This window comes from Natronomonas halophila, from assembly GCF_013391085.1.
Lineage (GTDB): Archaea > Halobacteriota > Halobacteria > Halobacteriales > Haloarculaceae > Natronomonas > Natronomonas halophila.
In genome coordinates this window covers 989864-1004761 of record NZ_CP058334.1, presented here as the reverse complement: position 1 = coordinate 1004761, position 14898 = coordinate 989864, and the positions used below count along the sequence as shown (strand labels likewise).

General features: G+C 64.8%; 17 protein-coding genes. 8 read left to right on the top strand and 9 right to left on the bottom strand.

Features of this window, described 5'->3' with window-relative positions; all coding sequences use genetic code 11:
- The 3 genes from HWV23_RS05565 to HWV23_RS05555 are packed head-to-tail and all read right to left on the bottom strand — an operon-like array spanning position 1 to position 1945.
- Positions 1-534: a metallophosphoesterase gene (locus tag HWV23_RS05565; RefSeq protein WP_178289433.1), complete on the bottom strand. Its 534-nt coding sequence runs from the start codon at positions 532-534 to the stop codon at positions 1-3.
- Between the two features lie 2 nt (positions 535-536).
- Positions 537-1037, bottom strand: coding sequence for a DUF7122 family protein (locus HWV23_RS05560; RefSeq protein ID WP_178289432.1), 501 nt, complete (start codon positions 1035-1037; stop codon positions 537-539).
- The gene (locus tag HWV23_RS05555; protein ID WP_178289431.1) at positions 1034-1945 is read right to left on the bottom strand and encodes an RsmB/NOP family class I SAM-dependent RNA methyltransferase; all 912 of its coding nucleotides are present in this window, start codon (positions 1943-1945) and stop codon (positions 1034-1036) included. The genes HWV23_RS05560 and HWV23_RS05555 overlap by 4 nt, the downstream gene beginning before the upstream one ends.
- Positions 1946-2075: 130 nt before the next feature.
- Between HWV23_RS05555 and HWV23_RS05550 the strand changes: the two genes are divergently transcribed.
- Positions 2076-2813 (top strand): proteasome assembly chaperone family protein, encoded by a 738-nt coding sequence (locus tag HWV23_RS05550; protein WP_178289430.1) that lies wholly within the window; start codon positions 2076-2078, stop codon positions 2811-2813.
- Positions 2814-2827: 14 nt separating this feature from the next.
- On the opposite strand, the gene HWV23_RS05545 is transcribed toward HWV23_RS05550, so the two are convergent.
- Both HWV23_RS05545 and HWV23_RS05540 read right to left on the bottom strand, forming a co-directional pair.
- On the bottom strand, positions 2828-3595 hold the full coding sequence (locus HWV23_RS05545; protein WP_178289429.1) for a CPBP family intramembrane glutamic endopeptidase: 768 nt from the start codon (positions 3593-3595) through the stop codon (positions 2828-2830).
- Positions 3596-3698: 103 nt separating this feature from the next.
- Positions 3699-4151, bottom strand: a complete 453-nt coding sequence (locus HWV23_RS05540) for a bis(5'-nucleosyl)-tetraphosphatase (RefSeq protein WP_178289428.1) — start codon at positions 4149-4151, stop codon at positions 3699-3701.
- Positions 4152-4274: 123 nt separating this feature from the next.
- Here HWV23_RS05540 and HWV23_RS05535 point away from each other — a divergent pair, with 123 nt between their 5' ends.
- Positions 4275-4604, top strand: a complete 330-nt coding sequence (locus HWV23_RS05535; RefSeq protein WP_178289427.1) for an uS10/mL48 family ribosomal protein — start codon at positions 4275-4277, stop codon at positions 4602-4604.
- On the opposite strand, the gene HWV23_RS05530 is transcribed toward HWV23_RS05535, so the two are convergent.
- Positions 4601-5077, bottom strand: a complete 477-nt coding sequence (locus HWV23_RS05530) for a hypothetical protein (RefSeq protein ID WP_178289426.1) — start codon at positions 5075-5077, stop codon at positions 4601-4603. The two genes, HWV23_RS05535 and HWV23_RS05530, sit on opposite strands and share 4 nt — an antisense overlap.
- Positions 5078-5164: 87 nt before the next feature.
- On the opposite strand from HWV23_RS05530, the gene HWV23_RS05525 reads away from it, so the two are divergent.
- Both HWV23_RS05525 and HWV23_RS05520 read left to right on the top strand, forming a co-directional pair.
- Positions 5165-6454 carry an amidohydrolase gene (locus HWV23_RS05525; RefSeq protein ID WP_178289425.1) on the top strand — a complete coding sequence of 430 codons (1290 nt, stop codon included), beginning with the start codon at positions 5165-5167 and terminating at the stop codon, positions 6452-6454.
- A 34-nt stretch (positions 6455-6488) separates the two neighbouring features.
- On the top strand, positions 6489-6722 hold the full coding sequence (locus tag HWV23_RS05520; RefSeq protein WP_178289424.1) for a hypothetical protein: 234 nt from the start codon (positions 6489-6491) through the stop codon (positions 6720-6722).
- A 48-nt stretch (positions 6723-6770) separates the two neighbouring features.
- On the opposite strand, the gene HWV23_RS05515 is transcribed toward HWV23_RS05520, so the two are convergent.
- On the bottom strand, positions 6771-7268 hold the full coding sequence (locus tag HWV23_RS05515) for a LabA-like NYN domain-containing protein (RefSeq protein ID WP_178289423.1): 498 nt from the start codon (positions 7266-7268) through the stop codon (positions 6771-6773).
- A gap of 48 nt (positions 7269-7316) precedes the next feature.
- Entirely contained in the window at positions 7317-8126 is an 810-nt protein-coding gene (locus HWV23_RS05510; RefSeq protein ID WP_178289422.1) for an RIO1 family regulatory kinase/ATPase domain-containing protein, read from the bottom strand.
- A gap of 105 nt (positions 8127-8231) precedes the next feature.
- On the opposite strand from HWV23_RS05510, the gene HWV23_RS05505 reads away from it, so the two are divergent.
- Entirely contained in the window at positions 8232-9374 is a 1143-nt protein-coding gene (locus tag HWV23_RS05505) for an acyl-CoA dehydrogenase family protein (protein WP_178289421.1), read from the top strand.
- Here the strand turns inward: HWV23_RS05505 and HWV23_RS05500 are convergent, their stop codons facing one another.
- Positions 9375-10139, bottom strand: coding sequence for a helix-turn-helix domain-containing protein (locus HWV23_RS05500; protein WP_246282733.1), 765 nt, complete (start codon positions 10137-10139; stop codon positions 9375-9377).
- A gap of 97 nt (positions 10140-10236) precedes the next feature.
- On the opposite strand from HWV23_RS05500, the gene HWV23_RS05495 reads away from it, so the two are divergent.
- The 3 genes from HWV23_RS05495 to HWV23_RS05485 are packed head-to-tail and all read left to right on the top strand — an operon-like array spanning position 10237 to position 14834.
- Positions 10237-12300, top strand: coding sequence for a hydantoinase/oxoprolinase family protein (locus HWV23_RS05495; protein WP_178289420.1), 2064 nt, complete (start codon positions 10237-10239; stop codon positions 12298-12300).
- Entirely contained in the window at positions 12297-14153 is a 1857-nt protein-coding gene (locus tag HWV23_RS05490; RefSeq protein WP_178289419.1) for a hydantoinase B/oxoprolinase family protein, read from the top strand. The genes HWV23_RS05495 and HWV23_RS05490 overlap by 4 nt, the downstream gene beginning before the upstream one ends.
- A 39-nt stretch (positions 14154-14192) precedes the next feature.
- Positions 14193-14834 (top strand): isochorismatase family protein, encoded by a 642-nt coding sequence (locus HWV23_RS05485; protein WP_178289418.1) that lies wholly within the window; start codon positions 14193-14195, stop codon positions 14832-14834.
- The last annotated feature ends 64 nt before the right edge of the window (positions 14835-14898 follow it).

Here is a 14898-nt window from a genome sequence, read left to right as displayed (position 1 = left end):
CTACGGGCGGGTCCGCAGTCGCTTCCGTCGTCGTACGTAATCGACCAGTTCCGCGACCGGCACGGGTTCGTAGCCCGTCAGTTCGACGGAGACGTTACTTCGGCGGGTTTCGGGGTCGACGAAGGGGAACTCCTCGGGTCGCATGTCGTGGTGGTGGCCGTGAATCAGCCAGTCGCTTCGCTCTGACGGCGCATCGGCGGGGTCGTGGATACAGAGAAACCCGGAGCCGTCGGCCTCGAAGCGGTACTGCCGGCGTGCGGTAACCGCGCGGGTCCGGCGGACGCCCTCGTCGTGGTCGCCAACGACGAACGTGATATCACCGTTCAGGCGGCGGAGCCACCGCCGGACCGTCGTCGGTTCGGACGGTACCACGAGGTCGCCGAGATAGACCACCTCGTCGTCGGGGCCGACGACCCGATTCCAGTTTGCCAGCAGGCGGTCGTTCATCTCGCCGACCGACGCGAAGGGGCGGTCGGTGTACTCCAGTACCTCGCCGTGGTCGAAATGCAGGTCGGCGGCGAGATAGCGGGTCACGGTCAGACGTCGCGCTGGCGGCCCTTCGGCATCTGGGAGCGGAACTCGTCGTGGACGTAGAGGCCGACGCCGATGGGTTCGACCTCGCCCGCGATTTCGTGGGCGGCGATGAGATACCCCCAGTCGCCCGCCCAGTCGGGGTCGAGGTCCTCGCCCTGCAGGAAGGCCTTGGCTTCGTCGTCGTCGAGAACGATAATGTTCTTCGTTGCCTCGCGACCGAACCGCTGGACGGCGTCGGTCGTCGGCTTCCAGTGTTCCTGCCGAGTCCGGAGGAAGGTCATGCCGAGACCCTCCACCTCGGCCGGCGAGTCGATGTCGTCGGCGAAGGCCCAGATTTTCCCGGCGCCCTTCTCCCAGAAGGTGTGGCCGGCGAAAGTCTCGGGGTCGAGGCCGAACCGGTCGACCCACCAGTCGATGACTGCCTCACGGGTGGCGCGGCCCTCGGTTTCGCGTTCGGCCTCCGTCGCGGGGAGTCGATTGAACACCTGGCCGTCGTTGCTCATGCGGTCACCTCCAGTTTCGCACAGAAGAACCCGCCCGTGTCGTTGTGGTGCGGGTAGACGCGCTTGGCGCGGGTCATCGTCTCGTCGAATTCCTCGCCTTCCCACTCGGTGATGCCGGGCGCGTGTTCGAGGCCGAGGTCGTAGTCGACGAGTCGGACGTCGCCGGTATCGAGGGCGTCCTGCAGGACGGCCTCGTTTTCTTCGGGGGCGAAGGTACACGTCGAGTAGACGACGGTGCCGCCCTCGCGCGTAATCTCGATAGAGCGGTCGAGGATTGCCCGCTGAACCTCCGCGATGCTCTCGATGTGGCCCAGCGACCAGTTCTTGAGGGCGTCGGGGTTCTTCCGAATCGTCCCCTCACACGAGCAGGGCACGTCGACGAGGACGCCGTCGAACGGTTCGCCACCGAAGGGTTTCAGCGAGAAGTTCCGGGCGTCCTGTCGGGTGACGACGACGTTCGTCACGCCGCAGCGCTCGGCATTGGAGCGAAGGGCCGACAGCCGGCCGAGGTTGTTGTCGTTGCCGACCAGCGTTCCGTGGTCGTCCATCAACGAGGCCAGTTGTGTCGTCTTGCTGCCCGGCGCGGCACAGCAGTCGAGCACGCGGTCGCCGGCCTCGGGGGACAGCGCCAGCGGTGGGATAGCCGAGACCTCCTCTTGGCCGTGCACCCAGCCGTGGACGTAGGGCCAGGTGTTGCCGGGGGAGACGTCGTCGGCCAACCGGAAGAGGCCGTCGTGCCAGTCGACGCGCTCGTAGTCGACGCCCGCTTCGTCGAAGGCACGGCGGACGCGGTCCGGGGTCGCCTTGATGTCGTTGACCCGGACGACCGAGGGCAGCGACCGGGCGCAGGCCTCGTGGAACGCCTCGGGGTCGTCCACGAGCGAGTCGTATCTCTCGAGCGGGTCCATACACACGCTCCGATTGCCGCGGGTTTGTCGGTGTCGGTCCGTGACCGGCAGCGGTCGGGCCGCTACCGCATCCGTTGAATCCATCCGTTCGGCGGCCACAGTTAAGGGCCGTCCACGCCACCGTACGCGTATGGCACACGTTCAGGTTCACGCCGAGGCTATCGACCTCGATTCGCCCGTGCTGGTCGAAGGACTGCCGGGTGCCGGCCTCGTCGGGAAGATTGCAGCCGACCACCTCGTCGAGGAGTTCGACATGGACTACTACGGCGCGGTCCGGTGTGAGGGGCTTCCCGAAGTCGCCATCTACGAGGGCGAACAGTCCGATATCCGCCCGCCAGTTCGGCTCTATGCGGACGGCGACAACGACCTGCTAGTCCTCCAGAGCGACGTGCCAGTCTCCCCGACGCAGGCCAGCGGGTTCGCGACCTGTATCACCGACTGGCTCGACGAAAACGACGTTCTCCCCCTGTATCTCAGCGGCCTCCCGGAGGAGAAAAAGGACATCCCCGATATGTACGGCGTCGCCACCGGCGACGGCCACGAATACATCGAAGACCAGGGTATCGTCCCGCCTCGACAGGGCGGCATCGTCACCGGTCCGACGGGGGCGCTGCTCTATCATGCCGGCCAGACCGGCCTCGACTCCGTCGGCCTCATCGTCCAGACGGAGGCCCAGTTCCCGGACCCCGAGGCCGCACGGGTCCTCCTCGAACACGGTATCGGGCCGATTGCGGATATCGACGTGGAGACGGACGCACTGCTGGAACGCGCCGACGAGATTCAGGAGGCCCGCGAGGAGTTGGCTCAGCGACTCCACGAAGCCGGCGAGGAGAGCACGCAGGCCCAATCGATTCGGGGCTTCCAGTAACTGTTTTAAACCATTCAGCCACCGACGGCGACCGCCAGCAGTTCCGCCGCGACGACGTGCAGCGTCAGGTCCGCCGTGAGGTGGGCGGCCATCGCGGCCTCGATGCCCCGACGCCAGTAGAGCCACCCGAAGACGATGCCCCCGACGGCGTTCAAAAGGACAGTGCGAACCACGAGCAGCGGCGTCGGGTCGGTAATCGACGCGAGCGTGCCGAGATGGCCGGCGCCGAACGCGAGGGCGGTGACGACGATGGCGGCCCAGACGGCGCCGTCCGCGGGGCCGTCCTCGCCGACGACGAACGTCGATAGCCACACAAGCAGCGTCATGAGGCCGAACCGAACGAGCAGTTCCTCCGTGATTCCCCCGTACAGTGACGCGAGCGCGCGCTTCCAGAGTTCGGGCTGCTCGACGGAACCGGCGGGTATCGAGACGCCGGCAGCCCCGAAGGCGACATCGAGGACGACGATGACGACGGCCGCCGCGACGCCGAGCGGCACGGCAACTCGGACCGTCCCGCGGAGTTCGTCGGCGACCGGGTGTCCGTTCAGTCGTGCCCGGAGCAGCGGTGCGCCGAGGCCGACTTTCGGACCGAGATAGAGGCCGACGAGGCAGGAAACGGCGACGATTGCGCCCAACTGGACGACCGCCGCGGCGGCGATGACTGTCAACGACACGCCCTCGGTCGGCGGGACGAGGGCAAAGAGGTAGGGCAGCAGCGCGAGGACGCCGAGGAGGCCGGCCGAAAAGAGGGCGACGAACGCCGTCCGGTCGATGCGACTCATTGTCGGGGCGTCGACCGCCGAACCGAAAAGCGTTCGCGGTTCGCGGTCCGTCGGCGGTGGCGTTCGCCGTCGCTATCGGACGCCGACCGGCGATGCGAGGGGGTTACTCCTCGTCGTCCTCGTCTTCGTCATCGCTCTCGAGTTTCTCGTCGAGGAACTCGTGGGCGTCCTCCAGAATCTCACGGGGGCCGTCCTGCGTGATGGTGTTGATGGCCTGCTCGTAGTCGCGCCACTGCATGTCGCGGTGCTCCTCGGAGAGCTCCGCCGACGCCTCGTAGGATTTGGCGATGAACAGGTGGACGGTCTTGTGGATGGTCGTACCGTTCGCTTCGAACACGTAGTCGTAGTCCTCTCGGAAGCCGTCTAACAGCCGGAAATCCTCGATTCCGGCCTCCTCTTTCACTTCGCGGATGGCGGTCTGCTGTAGTTCCTCCTCGCCCTCGACGCCGCCTTTGGGAAACTCCCAATCACCGGGACGGGACTTGAGCAGCAGGTACTCACGCCGGCCACGCGTATCGCGAAAGAGGATGGCTCCCGCGCTCGTGGCCTCTTGCATTACTTTCGGGTAAACGGGCACCGCTTAAAGGAATATCGGACGGTCGTTCGGCCGTTTGCCCCACGGACGCACACCTTCGGCCGGATAGGTGCGCTTTTGAGCATCGAGCATCCAGTAGGGTGTATGCCCTTCGTCACAACCCTGACGCTCCAGAGCGGGGACCGCAACGTTCTGGAACGCATCGTCGGGTCGATAAAGGAGCGCGCCGAACGGAAGGGCGTCGAACTGCGAGGTCCGCACGCCGAATCGCCGCACGACGCGTCGATACCACAGTCCAAGCGGCTCTCGGCCAGCGGCCCCCGATTCCGGTCGTGGAACTACACGATCTACACGCGAACGATGGAAATCGTCGGCCACGACGAGTTCGCCCGCAACGTCGCCGGACAGGAGTTCCCGGCCGGCATCCACCTCGACGTCGACGTCGAGCGCGTCTCCGCGCCCGGCAGTCGCTAGTCCAGTTCCACGAACTGCACGCCCGACGCCTCGATTCGGATATCTATCGACGAGAGTTCGTCGATACGGTCCCAGTCGTAACTTCCTTCGGGACCGTTCGTCGTCACGACCCGAAGCCGCAGGTCCGCGTTCGGCACGTTCTCACCGGCGACGGCGAACCCGCCGTCGGGCGCGAGTGTCGCCCGCTCGAAATACACCTGTTCGAGGTCGTCGGGGCCCGGACTGGCCGTTTGCGTGGTGGTCTCCGTACCGGCGGTTTCAGTACCGTCCGTTTCGGTGCTGGCCGTTTCAGTACTGGCCGCGCCCGGCGGGAGCCGGTATATCCGCAGCGTTACCCGCGTCTCCTCGTCGCGTTCGTTCGTGACGAAGACGGCCGTCGAGGTTCGCCCCGGCGACCCGCCGGTACATCCCGCAAGCGCGACGGCGGACGCGCCCCCGAGACCGGCGAGCAGGCGCCGTCGTGAAACGTCCATACGGCGCGTAGCCGCCGCGCCTCAAAGAGCGTGTCGTCGTCGGCCGAGCACCGACAGTATATATTCGGGGCGTGCTTCGGCCAACGTATGAGCACGCGACGTGACCGACTGGTCGAACTGCGTCGGGAGTTACATCGCCATCCCGAACCCGCCTGGAAGGAGTTCTGGACGACCGCACGCATCGTCGAGGAACTGGAATCCATCGGCGTCGACGACCTCTACGTCGGTCGGGACGCGCTGGCCGACCAGCGGCTCTCGGTGCCCGACGACGAGGAACTCGGCCCGTGGATGGACCGCGCTCGCGAGGCGGGCGCCGACCCCGAACTGGTCGAGAAGATGGACGGCGGCTGGACCGGCGCCGTCGCCGTCATCGAACAGGGCGAGGGCCCGACGGTCGGCCTCCGGGTCGATATCGACGGCCTCCCGCGGGAGGAATCAACCGAGGAATCCCACGACCCCGCCCGCGAGGGCTTCCGCTCGGAGACGGGCGCGATGCACGCCTGCGGCCACGACGCCCACGCGACCATCGGTCTCGGCGTCATCGAGGCAATCAAGGACAGCGACTTTGCGGGGACGCTGAAAGTCTTCTTCCAGCCGGCCGAGGAGGTCATCGGCGGCGGCAAGCCGATGGCCGAATCCGGCCACCTCGACGACGTGGACTACCTCTATGCGATTCACGTCGGCCTCGACTTCCCGACCGGCGAAGTCGTCGCCGGCGTCGGCGGCATCCTCGCGGTAACGCAGTTCTACACCACCTTCACCGGCGCGCCGGGCCATGCGGGCGCACGCCCGGAGGAGGGTCGCAACGCCGTGCAGGCGATGGCAACCGCCGTCCAGAACCTCTACGGTATCCCGCGACACAGCGACGGCGCCTCCCGCGTCAACGCCGGCCGGGTCGGCGGCGGCACGGCAACGAACATCATCCCCGAGGAGGCGTTCGTCCACGGCGAAGTCCGCGGCGAGACGACCGAAATCCGCGATTACACCTTCGACCGCGCGGAGAAGGTCTTCGAGGGCGCGGCGCTGTCCCACGACTGTGAATGCGACATCAAAATCGAAGGCGAGGCCCCCTCCGCGGAAAGCGACGAGGAACTGGTCGATATCGTCCACGGCATCTCCGAGTCCCATCCGGACGTCCGCCAACCGACCCGCCGCGGCGAGTTGGGCGGCAGCGAGGACGCCACTTTCCTCATGCAGTACGTTCAGGACAACGGCGGTCTCGCGACCTACGTCGGCATCGGGACGGACCACCCCGGTGGCCATCACACCGAGACCTTCGACGTCGACGAGGACTCACTGGAAATCGGCGTCGACGTGCTGAGCGAGGCTATCGAGGCGACCAGTCGAGAGTCGCCGTCGTCGAACGGCGATAGCTAATCCGTTGCTATAATCAGGACGGATTGAGAACGGGGTGTACGTGTTCCTCGCGTTTCGAGACGCGAACGGTTCCCACGGCACGATATCGGCTGATTTGTCGGTCAACTACGACGGCGAGTGGGAGGCGGCCATCGAGCAGGTCGTCTCCGAGGTGGCGGCCGCCCACAGCGACGCCGGTGACATCGAGACGGCCGCGGCGTTTACCGAACTCGTGGTCGACCTCCCCGAGCACACGCCGGTTCAGTCCATCGAACGGCGCGAGGAGTGAGTCCACTCGTTGCCCCACTTGCCGTCCTTACGACGTGACTGGCCCTGCTTACAGCAGGTAGCGGTCCTCGTTTTCGCTCAAATCGACGAAGGAGTCGGCGGCCTCGATTAGCTCCTCGGCGGTCGAAGAGCGGAAGCCCATCACCTCGGTGCGGACGCCCTCGTGTCGGAGGTGGGTACAGAGGCGGGCGAAATCGCCGTCGCCGCTGAAGAGGACGAACGTGTCGATTTTGGGCGCCAGCGTCACGGCGTCCAGCGTCATTCCGAGGTCCCAGTTGGCCTTCTGGCTGCCGTCGGCGAAGGTCTTGATGTCCTTGATTTTCGTCTCGAAGCCGATATCGCGGAGGGCTTCGAAGAAGTCCTCCTCCGAGGGCGAATCCGCGCGAATGACGTAGGCGATGGCACGCACGAGTTCGCGGTCGGCGACGGCGTCATCGAGCAGCGCGGTGTAATCCAGGTTCTGCGAATAGAGGGTGTGGGCGGTGTGATAGAGGTTCTGCGAGTCTGCGAGTACGGCCACTCGCTGGCTCTCGTGAATCGGCGGCATAGTCGAATGTGGTTCGGCCTCCCGGAAATGCCTTCGTATCGGCCCCGGTTACGCGGCGAATTTCTCGATTTCGCCTTTGACCTGCGCCGCGTCGAAATCGTGGTCCGGCCGGAGATTGACGAAATCGAGGAACTCCCGCGCCGACAGCAGGTCCTCGGCCGAGTAGTGGTCGGCGGCCGCCGACACGGCGTCGGCCGGCCCCAAAAGCGGTGCCAGCGAGGCCAGCGCACACGCGAGGTCGTAGGCCCGCGCGTCCTCGATGGCGTCGTCGTTGACCCGCGTCGCGTCGATGAAATAGAGGGTCGGGTCGCCGTCTTTCGGCGCGACGAGGACGTTTTCAGCCCGCAAATCGCCGTGGGCGATGCCGGCCTCGTGCATCCGCGAGAGGTTCCCGAAGAGGCCGTCGACGAGGTCGGAGAGTTCCTCGGAGGACACCGCATCGAGCGTACGGAAGGAGGGCAGGTATTCGAGGACGAGCACGCCGAGGCCGTCGTGTTCGAAGGCTTCGAGCGGTTCGGGGGCGTTGACGCCCAACTCGCGCATTCGGCGGGTCGATTCGAGTTCGTGTTCGGCCATCTCGACGGGCGTCGAGAAGTGTTCGAAAAAGCCCTCGGTTCCGGAGGAGAAGGCGCCGAGGTTGCGGCCCGTCGTCAGCAGGCCGTGAACCAGCGTGTGCTGGTCGGCGATGACCTTCACGAACCAGCGTTCGTTGACGACACACGGCACCGACAGCCAGTTGTCGGCTTCCAGCGATTCGATGGAGTCCAGCGGTTCGCCGTAGCGTTTCGCGACCTCCTCGCCCACCGCCCGGAGTCGGGACTGGGGCACGCTCGCTCGGAGGACGCGTCGGAACGCCATTCGTTTTCGGTAGGCCGCCTCGGGACTTAAACTGCGTGAAGAAATTATAAACGCGTGGTAAGTCGTGCCGGCACGTTTATTTTGTCGCCGTCGAAGGTGTCCCGCATGGACTTCACGCTCCCCGACGAACACGAGATGACCCGTGAGGTCGTCCGGGATTTCTGTGAGACGGAAATCGAACCCATCGCTCAGGACATCGAGGACGAACACCGGTTCCCCGAGGAAATCTTCGAGGAATTGGCCGACCTCGATTTGATGGGCGTGCCCGTCCCCGAGGAGTACGGCGGCGCCGGCGGCGACTACCTCATGTACGCGCTCGTCGCCGAGGAACTCGGCCGCGTCTCGGGGTCGGTCGGCCTCTCGTATGTCGCCCACACCTCGCTGGCGACGATGCCGATTATCAAGTTCGGCACCGAGGAACAGAAGGAACGCTGGGCCAAGCCGCTCGCCGAGGGCGAATACCTCGGTTCGTGGGCGCTGACCGAACCCGAATCCGGGTCGGACGCCTCCGATATGGACACGATGGCCGAGAAAGACGGCGACGAGTACGTCCTCAACGGCACCAAGCAGTTCATCACCAACGCCAACGTCGCTGGCTCGGTCCTCGTGAAGGCAGTCACCGACCCCGACGCCGGCTACGACGGCATCTCGACGTTCATCGTCGACCCCGATGAGGACGATGGCTTCGAGGTCACCACCGTCTGGGACAAGATGGGCCTCAACGCCTCGCCGACCTGCGAAATCCAACTCGATGACGTCCGGGTCCCCGAGGACCGCCTGCTCGGCGAGGAAGGCGACGGCTGGGACCAGACCAAGAAGACGCTGGACGGCGGCCGCATCTCGATTGCCGCGCTCTCGACGGGCCTCGGTCAGGGCGCCTTCGAGGCTGCCCGTGAGTACGCCACCGAGCGTGAGCAGTTCGACCAGCCAATCTCCAAGTTCGACGCGGTCCGCGACATGATCGTCTCGATGGACCGGAAAATCGAGCGCGCGCGGTTGCTTACCCACAAGGCTGCGGTCAAATACGACAACGGCGAGGACGTGACCCGCATCTCCTCGCTGGCCAAACTCGACGCCTCCGAGATTTCACGGGAAGTCGCCGAGGACGCCGTGCAGGTGCTCGGCGGCTACGGCTACACGACTGATTTCGCACCGCAACGCTTCTACCGGGACGCGAAACTCATGGAAATCGGCGAGGGGACCAGCGAGATTCAGCATCTCGTGTTAGGGCGGGAACTGGGACTGTAACTACCATCTGTTCGGTTTCGCGGGCGGTCCGTGTTCGGCCCGGAGGCCATCCGTACGGTTTGCTTCGTCGTCGAGCGCCGCCGACAGGAGTTTTCGTTCGGCCTTTCGGAGGTGTTCGTGCAACGTTGCTCGACTGATCTCGAGCGCCTCAGCGAGTTCTTCGTTGTTGATCTTCCGAGGCCACTCGTAGTAGCCACGGGCGAGTGCCTCCCCGGCGACTTCCTGCTGGCGTTCGGTCAGCGGGGATTCGGAGGTGGCGCTGAACTGTTCGAGTTTCCCGAGCGTGACGGTTCCGAACGCTTCGAGGTCGTCGATGATGTCCTTGAGGTCGTCCCGACGAAACACCAACACGTTGTATTCCCGCTGTTGGCCGTGGACCGTGTTCGAACGCCGTAGCGTCCCGTGGTTCCGGTAAATCGCTGAATACGCGCCACACGACGGCTTCGTCACGAGGAGGTTGTCGGAATCGAGCCTGTCGACGTGTTCGACCTGCTCGGCGGCGTCGAGTTCCCGGTGGAACCGCTCGGCGTGGTCGCCCGCCCGGATGACGAACGTCACCGACCCGTCTCTGACCTCTTCGATCTCGATCGGCAGCGGCGTGTCGGTATCCGCCGTAAGTCGCTGGAGGATGCATTCCCGGTGTTGCGTGAAGTGAATCGTCGCGGTGAACATCTCGGGGTTCCCGGAGTATCCGCGCCCGACGACGATAAATGGTCGTGCATTATGCCATATTTCGAACGTTTCATCATCCTCCCGGCCGAGCATTAGCGAGCGATGACTCGGATATAGTATAAAAAGACCCAACAGCTGTTGGGAGAATTCTTACCCTCCGAACGACTGTATCCCAAGTGTACGATACCAAATGACACACAACCTCGGCGTGGACGTCGGTGGCACCTTTACGGACGTCATCGTCTTCGACGAATCCACGCATGAACTCACGATAGACAAAGTACTATCAACGCCGGAAAACCCCTCTGAAGGCGTCTTACAGGGTATCGAGGAGGCGACTACGAAAGCCGGTACGTCGGTCGGGGAACTGGACCACCTCTTTCACGGGACGACGGTCGTAACGAACATGCTGCTCGAGGAGACCGGCTCTCGAGTCGGACTTATCACAACCGAAGGCCACGAGGACGTCCTGCATCTGGCGCGTGCCTGGACACCCGGCCCGCTGTACGGCTGGATGGACATGGAGAAGCCCGACCCGCTCGCGGACCTCGTCGACACGAGAGGTATCTCGGGGACGATTAATTCGCCGGATGGCGAGGAGACGGAACCGCTCGACGAGACGGAGGTCCGCGAGGCCGTTCGGGAACTGGAGGACGCAGGCGTCGAGTCGTTGACCGTCGCCCTGCTCAACTCGTATCTCAATCCGGAACATGAAGAACGGGTCCGGGAGATCGTCGAAGAGGAAACCTCTGAATTGCCCGTTTCGATATCCTCGGAAATCGTCCCGGAGTACGGCGAGTACGAACGGACGCTCACGACGGTTATCAACGACTACGCCCGCCCGAAGGTCATTCAGTATCTCGACGACCTCGACGCGTCGCTGGACGAGGCCGGGTCGACGGCCAAAATGAACGTCGTTCGGTCCGACGGCGGACTGATGAGTTCGGAGGCCGCCAAGAGTCAGCCGGTCGAACTCGCGCTCTCCGGCCCGAGTGGCGGCGTCGTCGGTGCCGCAGCTATCGCCGCGAAAAAGGGCGTTCCCGATGTACTCACGCTGGACATGGGCGGTACGTCGACGGACGTCTCGCTGGTCGAAGACGGGACGCCCGAGACGACGCGCCAAACAAAGGTCGGGTATCGGGAGTTCAAGTCCCGGTCGGTCGACGTGAACACGGTAGGTGCGGGCGGCGGTTCGGTCGCTCGCGTCCAGTTGAGCGGATCGCTGCAGGTTGGCCCGGAAAGCAGCGGTGCCGACCCCGGTCCAGCCTGCTACGGACAGGGTGGCGAGGAGCCGACGGTTACCGATGCGAACGTCGTCCTCGGTCGCATCCCATCGGGTGTTCAACTGGGCGGGAAGATGGACCTCGACCATGAGGCGGCCCGCGAGGCCATCGCCGGTATCGCCGAGGAGCGAGGCAGTTCGATTGAGGAGGCCGCACAGGCAATTCTCGATATCGTCAACGAGAACATGCACGGTGCCCTCCGTGTGGTATCCGTCGAGCGAGGGTACGACCCGCGCGACTTCGGTCTCGTCGCCTTCGGCGGCGCGGGCCCGATGCACGCCAACGCGCTCGCGGACGTGATGGATTCGTATCCGCTCGTCATCCCGCCGGGCCCCGGCGTCATGTCGGCGTTCGGCTTTCTCACCTCCGACGTGCAAAACGAGTTCTCGGAAACCTACCTCCAGACTGACGACGATGTCACCGGCGACGATGTCTACGACGAACTCCGGACCCTGCGCGAGGAAGCGACCGACTGGCTGAACTCCGAAGGCGTCGACGAGGAAAACCACGCCTTCGAGTACTTCGCGGAGTGTCGCTACTTCCGACAGGACATCCAGATGTCCATCCCTATCGACATCGACAACCTGCGAAGCGAGACGGGCCTCGCCGAAATCAAGGGCGACTTCGAGAGTCGCCACGACCGCCGGTTCGGCTTCTCCCTCGATGCGCCGCTGGAGATCGCCAACCTTCGGGTCATCGGCAAGGGGACGATGCAAGGCGTCACGATCGAAGCGGCGGACCTCGAAGGTACCGACCCCAGCGACGCGTTGGTGGACACCGACGAGGTGTATTTCGACGGCAGCTACCATGACACGCCAATCTACGACCGAACCGAGCTGCGACCGGGCAACGAGATTGCGGGGCCGGCCATCGTCATCGACGACGACTCGACGGTCGTCGTTCAGCCGGACCACACCGCGACCATCGACCGCTATGCGAACATCGAAATCACGCGAGGTGATGGCCGATGAGCGCTGAATCGCCGGATTTCGTCGGCGAACACGATATCGACGCGACGACGCTCGATATCATCGAGAGCACGCTGGCCAACACCCGCGACGAGATGGACCGTGTCGTCGAGACGACCGCCATCAGCCCGGTCATCCGGGAACAGTCCGACCAGTTCCCGCTCATCGCCGACCGTCACGGGCGAATGGTCATGGGCCAGTTCGGGTCGGCCATCGACACGATAATCGAGAACTCGCCGTTCGACTGGGACGACCTCGAGGACGGCGACGTCATCGCCACCAACGACCCGTACATGTGTGCCGGCGCCGTCTCCCACACGCCGGACATGTTGCTGCTGCGGCCCATCTTCTACGAGGGCGACCTCGTCGGCTTCTCCAGCCAGTGGGGCAACCTGATGGACGTCGGGGGGAAGACTCCCGGGAGCATGCCGGTGCAGGCGACGACCATCTTCGAGGAGGGGATTCGCCTCCCACCGGTCAAGTTGTACAAGGGCGGGGAGTTCGACAGCGAACTCCTCGAGACGTTCGCGCACAACACGCGCCTGCCGGACCACGCCGAAGCCGACATCAAGGCACTGGCGGCCGGAACGAAGGCCGCCGAGACACGCGTCCACGAACTCTGTGACCGATTCGGCAAGGAGACGTATCTGGAGGGCTGTGACGCCATCCTCGACCGCACCCGGGACGGGATGATAAACCTCATCAACGAGTTCGTCCCCGAGGGCGAACGCTACACGTTCGAGGATTACGTCGACGACGACGGGATGGGCAACGGCCCCATCAAACTCCACCTCGAAATCTACCGGGAAGGCGATACCGTCCATCTGGACTGGACCGGGACCGACGAGCAGGTACCCGGGACGGTGAACTTCCTCCTGAACGAGAAGATGTTCAAGATGTTCACAGGGGTCTTCCTCATCATGGCGTTCGACCCGCTGTTGACGTTCAACGACGGGTACTACGACCTCTTCGAGGTGACCCTACCAGAGGGAACGGTCGTCCAACCCGAATATCCGGCCGCGCTCGGGAACCGACTCCCGATGATGGCTCGGCAGTTCGACGTCCTGCAGGCGACGTTCTCGAAGCTCATCGACGGCTTCTCGGTGGCCGGCAGCTACGGCACGTCACCGAACCTCGTCTACGCCGGCACCGACTCGGAGGGCAACGACTTCCAGATGCTCGAAATCCTCTACGGCGGCATCCCAGCCCGACCGGGCGGCGACGGCCTCGACGGCCACTCGTGGTGGCCGCTCTTCCGGACGGTTCCCGCCGAGTATCAGGAAGCGTACTACCCGCTGACTATCGACGAGTACAGCACCCGAGCGGACACCGGCGGGGCGGGCACCTTCCGCGGCGGCCACGGGATTACGAAAGTCTACACCTTCGAGGAAGACGGCGCGATTACCTTCCAGGACGACCGCGCCCACACCTACCCGTGGGGCGTCGACGGGGGCTCGCACGCACAGACGAGCGAGAAGAAGCTCATCCGAACCGACGGAACCGTGGAGGAACTCCCGTCGAAGGTCGAGAACGTCGCGGTGCAGGCCGGCGACAAACTCGTCTTCAGCACCGCCGGCGGCGGCGGGCTCGGCGACCCGCTCGAACGCGAGACCGAAACCGTCGCGACGGAGGTCCGCCGCGGGCTGATATCGGCCGAAGCCGCTCGCGACGAATACGGTGTCGTCCTCGACGATGACGACACCGTCGACGCCGACGCGACCGACCGGCGGCGCGACGAGATTCGTCAGAATCGCGACGAACTGGCGGACTTCGATTACGGCCCGCTGCCGGACGACGACGAACTCGCCGAGCAGATTGCGGCCGAACGCCGCGAGTTCGAGGGACGGCACGACTGAGACCCCCGACCATTTCGACTTTCAGCGAAACCTAACAACATGGACCGGTCAACCGAAATCGACGAATACTACGAGGGCGAGGAGTTCGGCGCGAGCGTCGGACTCGGCGAACGACCAGCACTCGTGGTCATCGACCTTATAAACGCCTTTACGGACCCGAAAACGGAACTCGGCTCGGAGGTCGGCGGCGTCCTCGAGCAGACCGAACGCCTCCTGTCGGCCTTCCGCGAGCACGACCTGCCCCGCTATTTCACGACGGTCGCCTTCGAGGAATCGTACGGCGACGCCGGCCGATTCATCGAGAAGGTGCCGGCGCTACGGGAACTCCGCCTCGGGACGGAGGCCGTCGAGGTCGACGACCGAATCGCGCCCGTCGATGACGAGCGGGTCATCCTCAAGAAGTACGCGAGCGCGTTCTTCGGGACCGACCTCGAAACGGAGTTGACGACCCACCGCGTCGACACGCTCGTCATCGCCGGCGTCACGACGAGCGGGTGTGTCCGAGCGACGGCCGTCGATAGCCTGCAACACGGCTATCGTACTATCGTCCCGGCCGATGCCGTCGGCGACCGCGCCGAGGGCCCCCATCGCGCGAACCTCCTCGATATCGACGCCAAGTACGGAGATGTCGTCGAGACCGACGACGTAATCGCCCACCTCGACCAAGACCACGAAACTTAGTATGACACGACTATCGGACTCAGCAGCGAACACACCGCCGGCCCCATCGGCGAAGGTATCACCA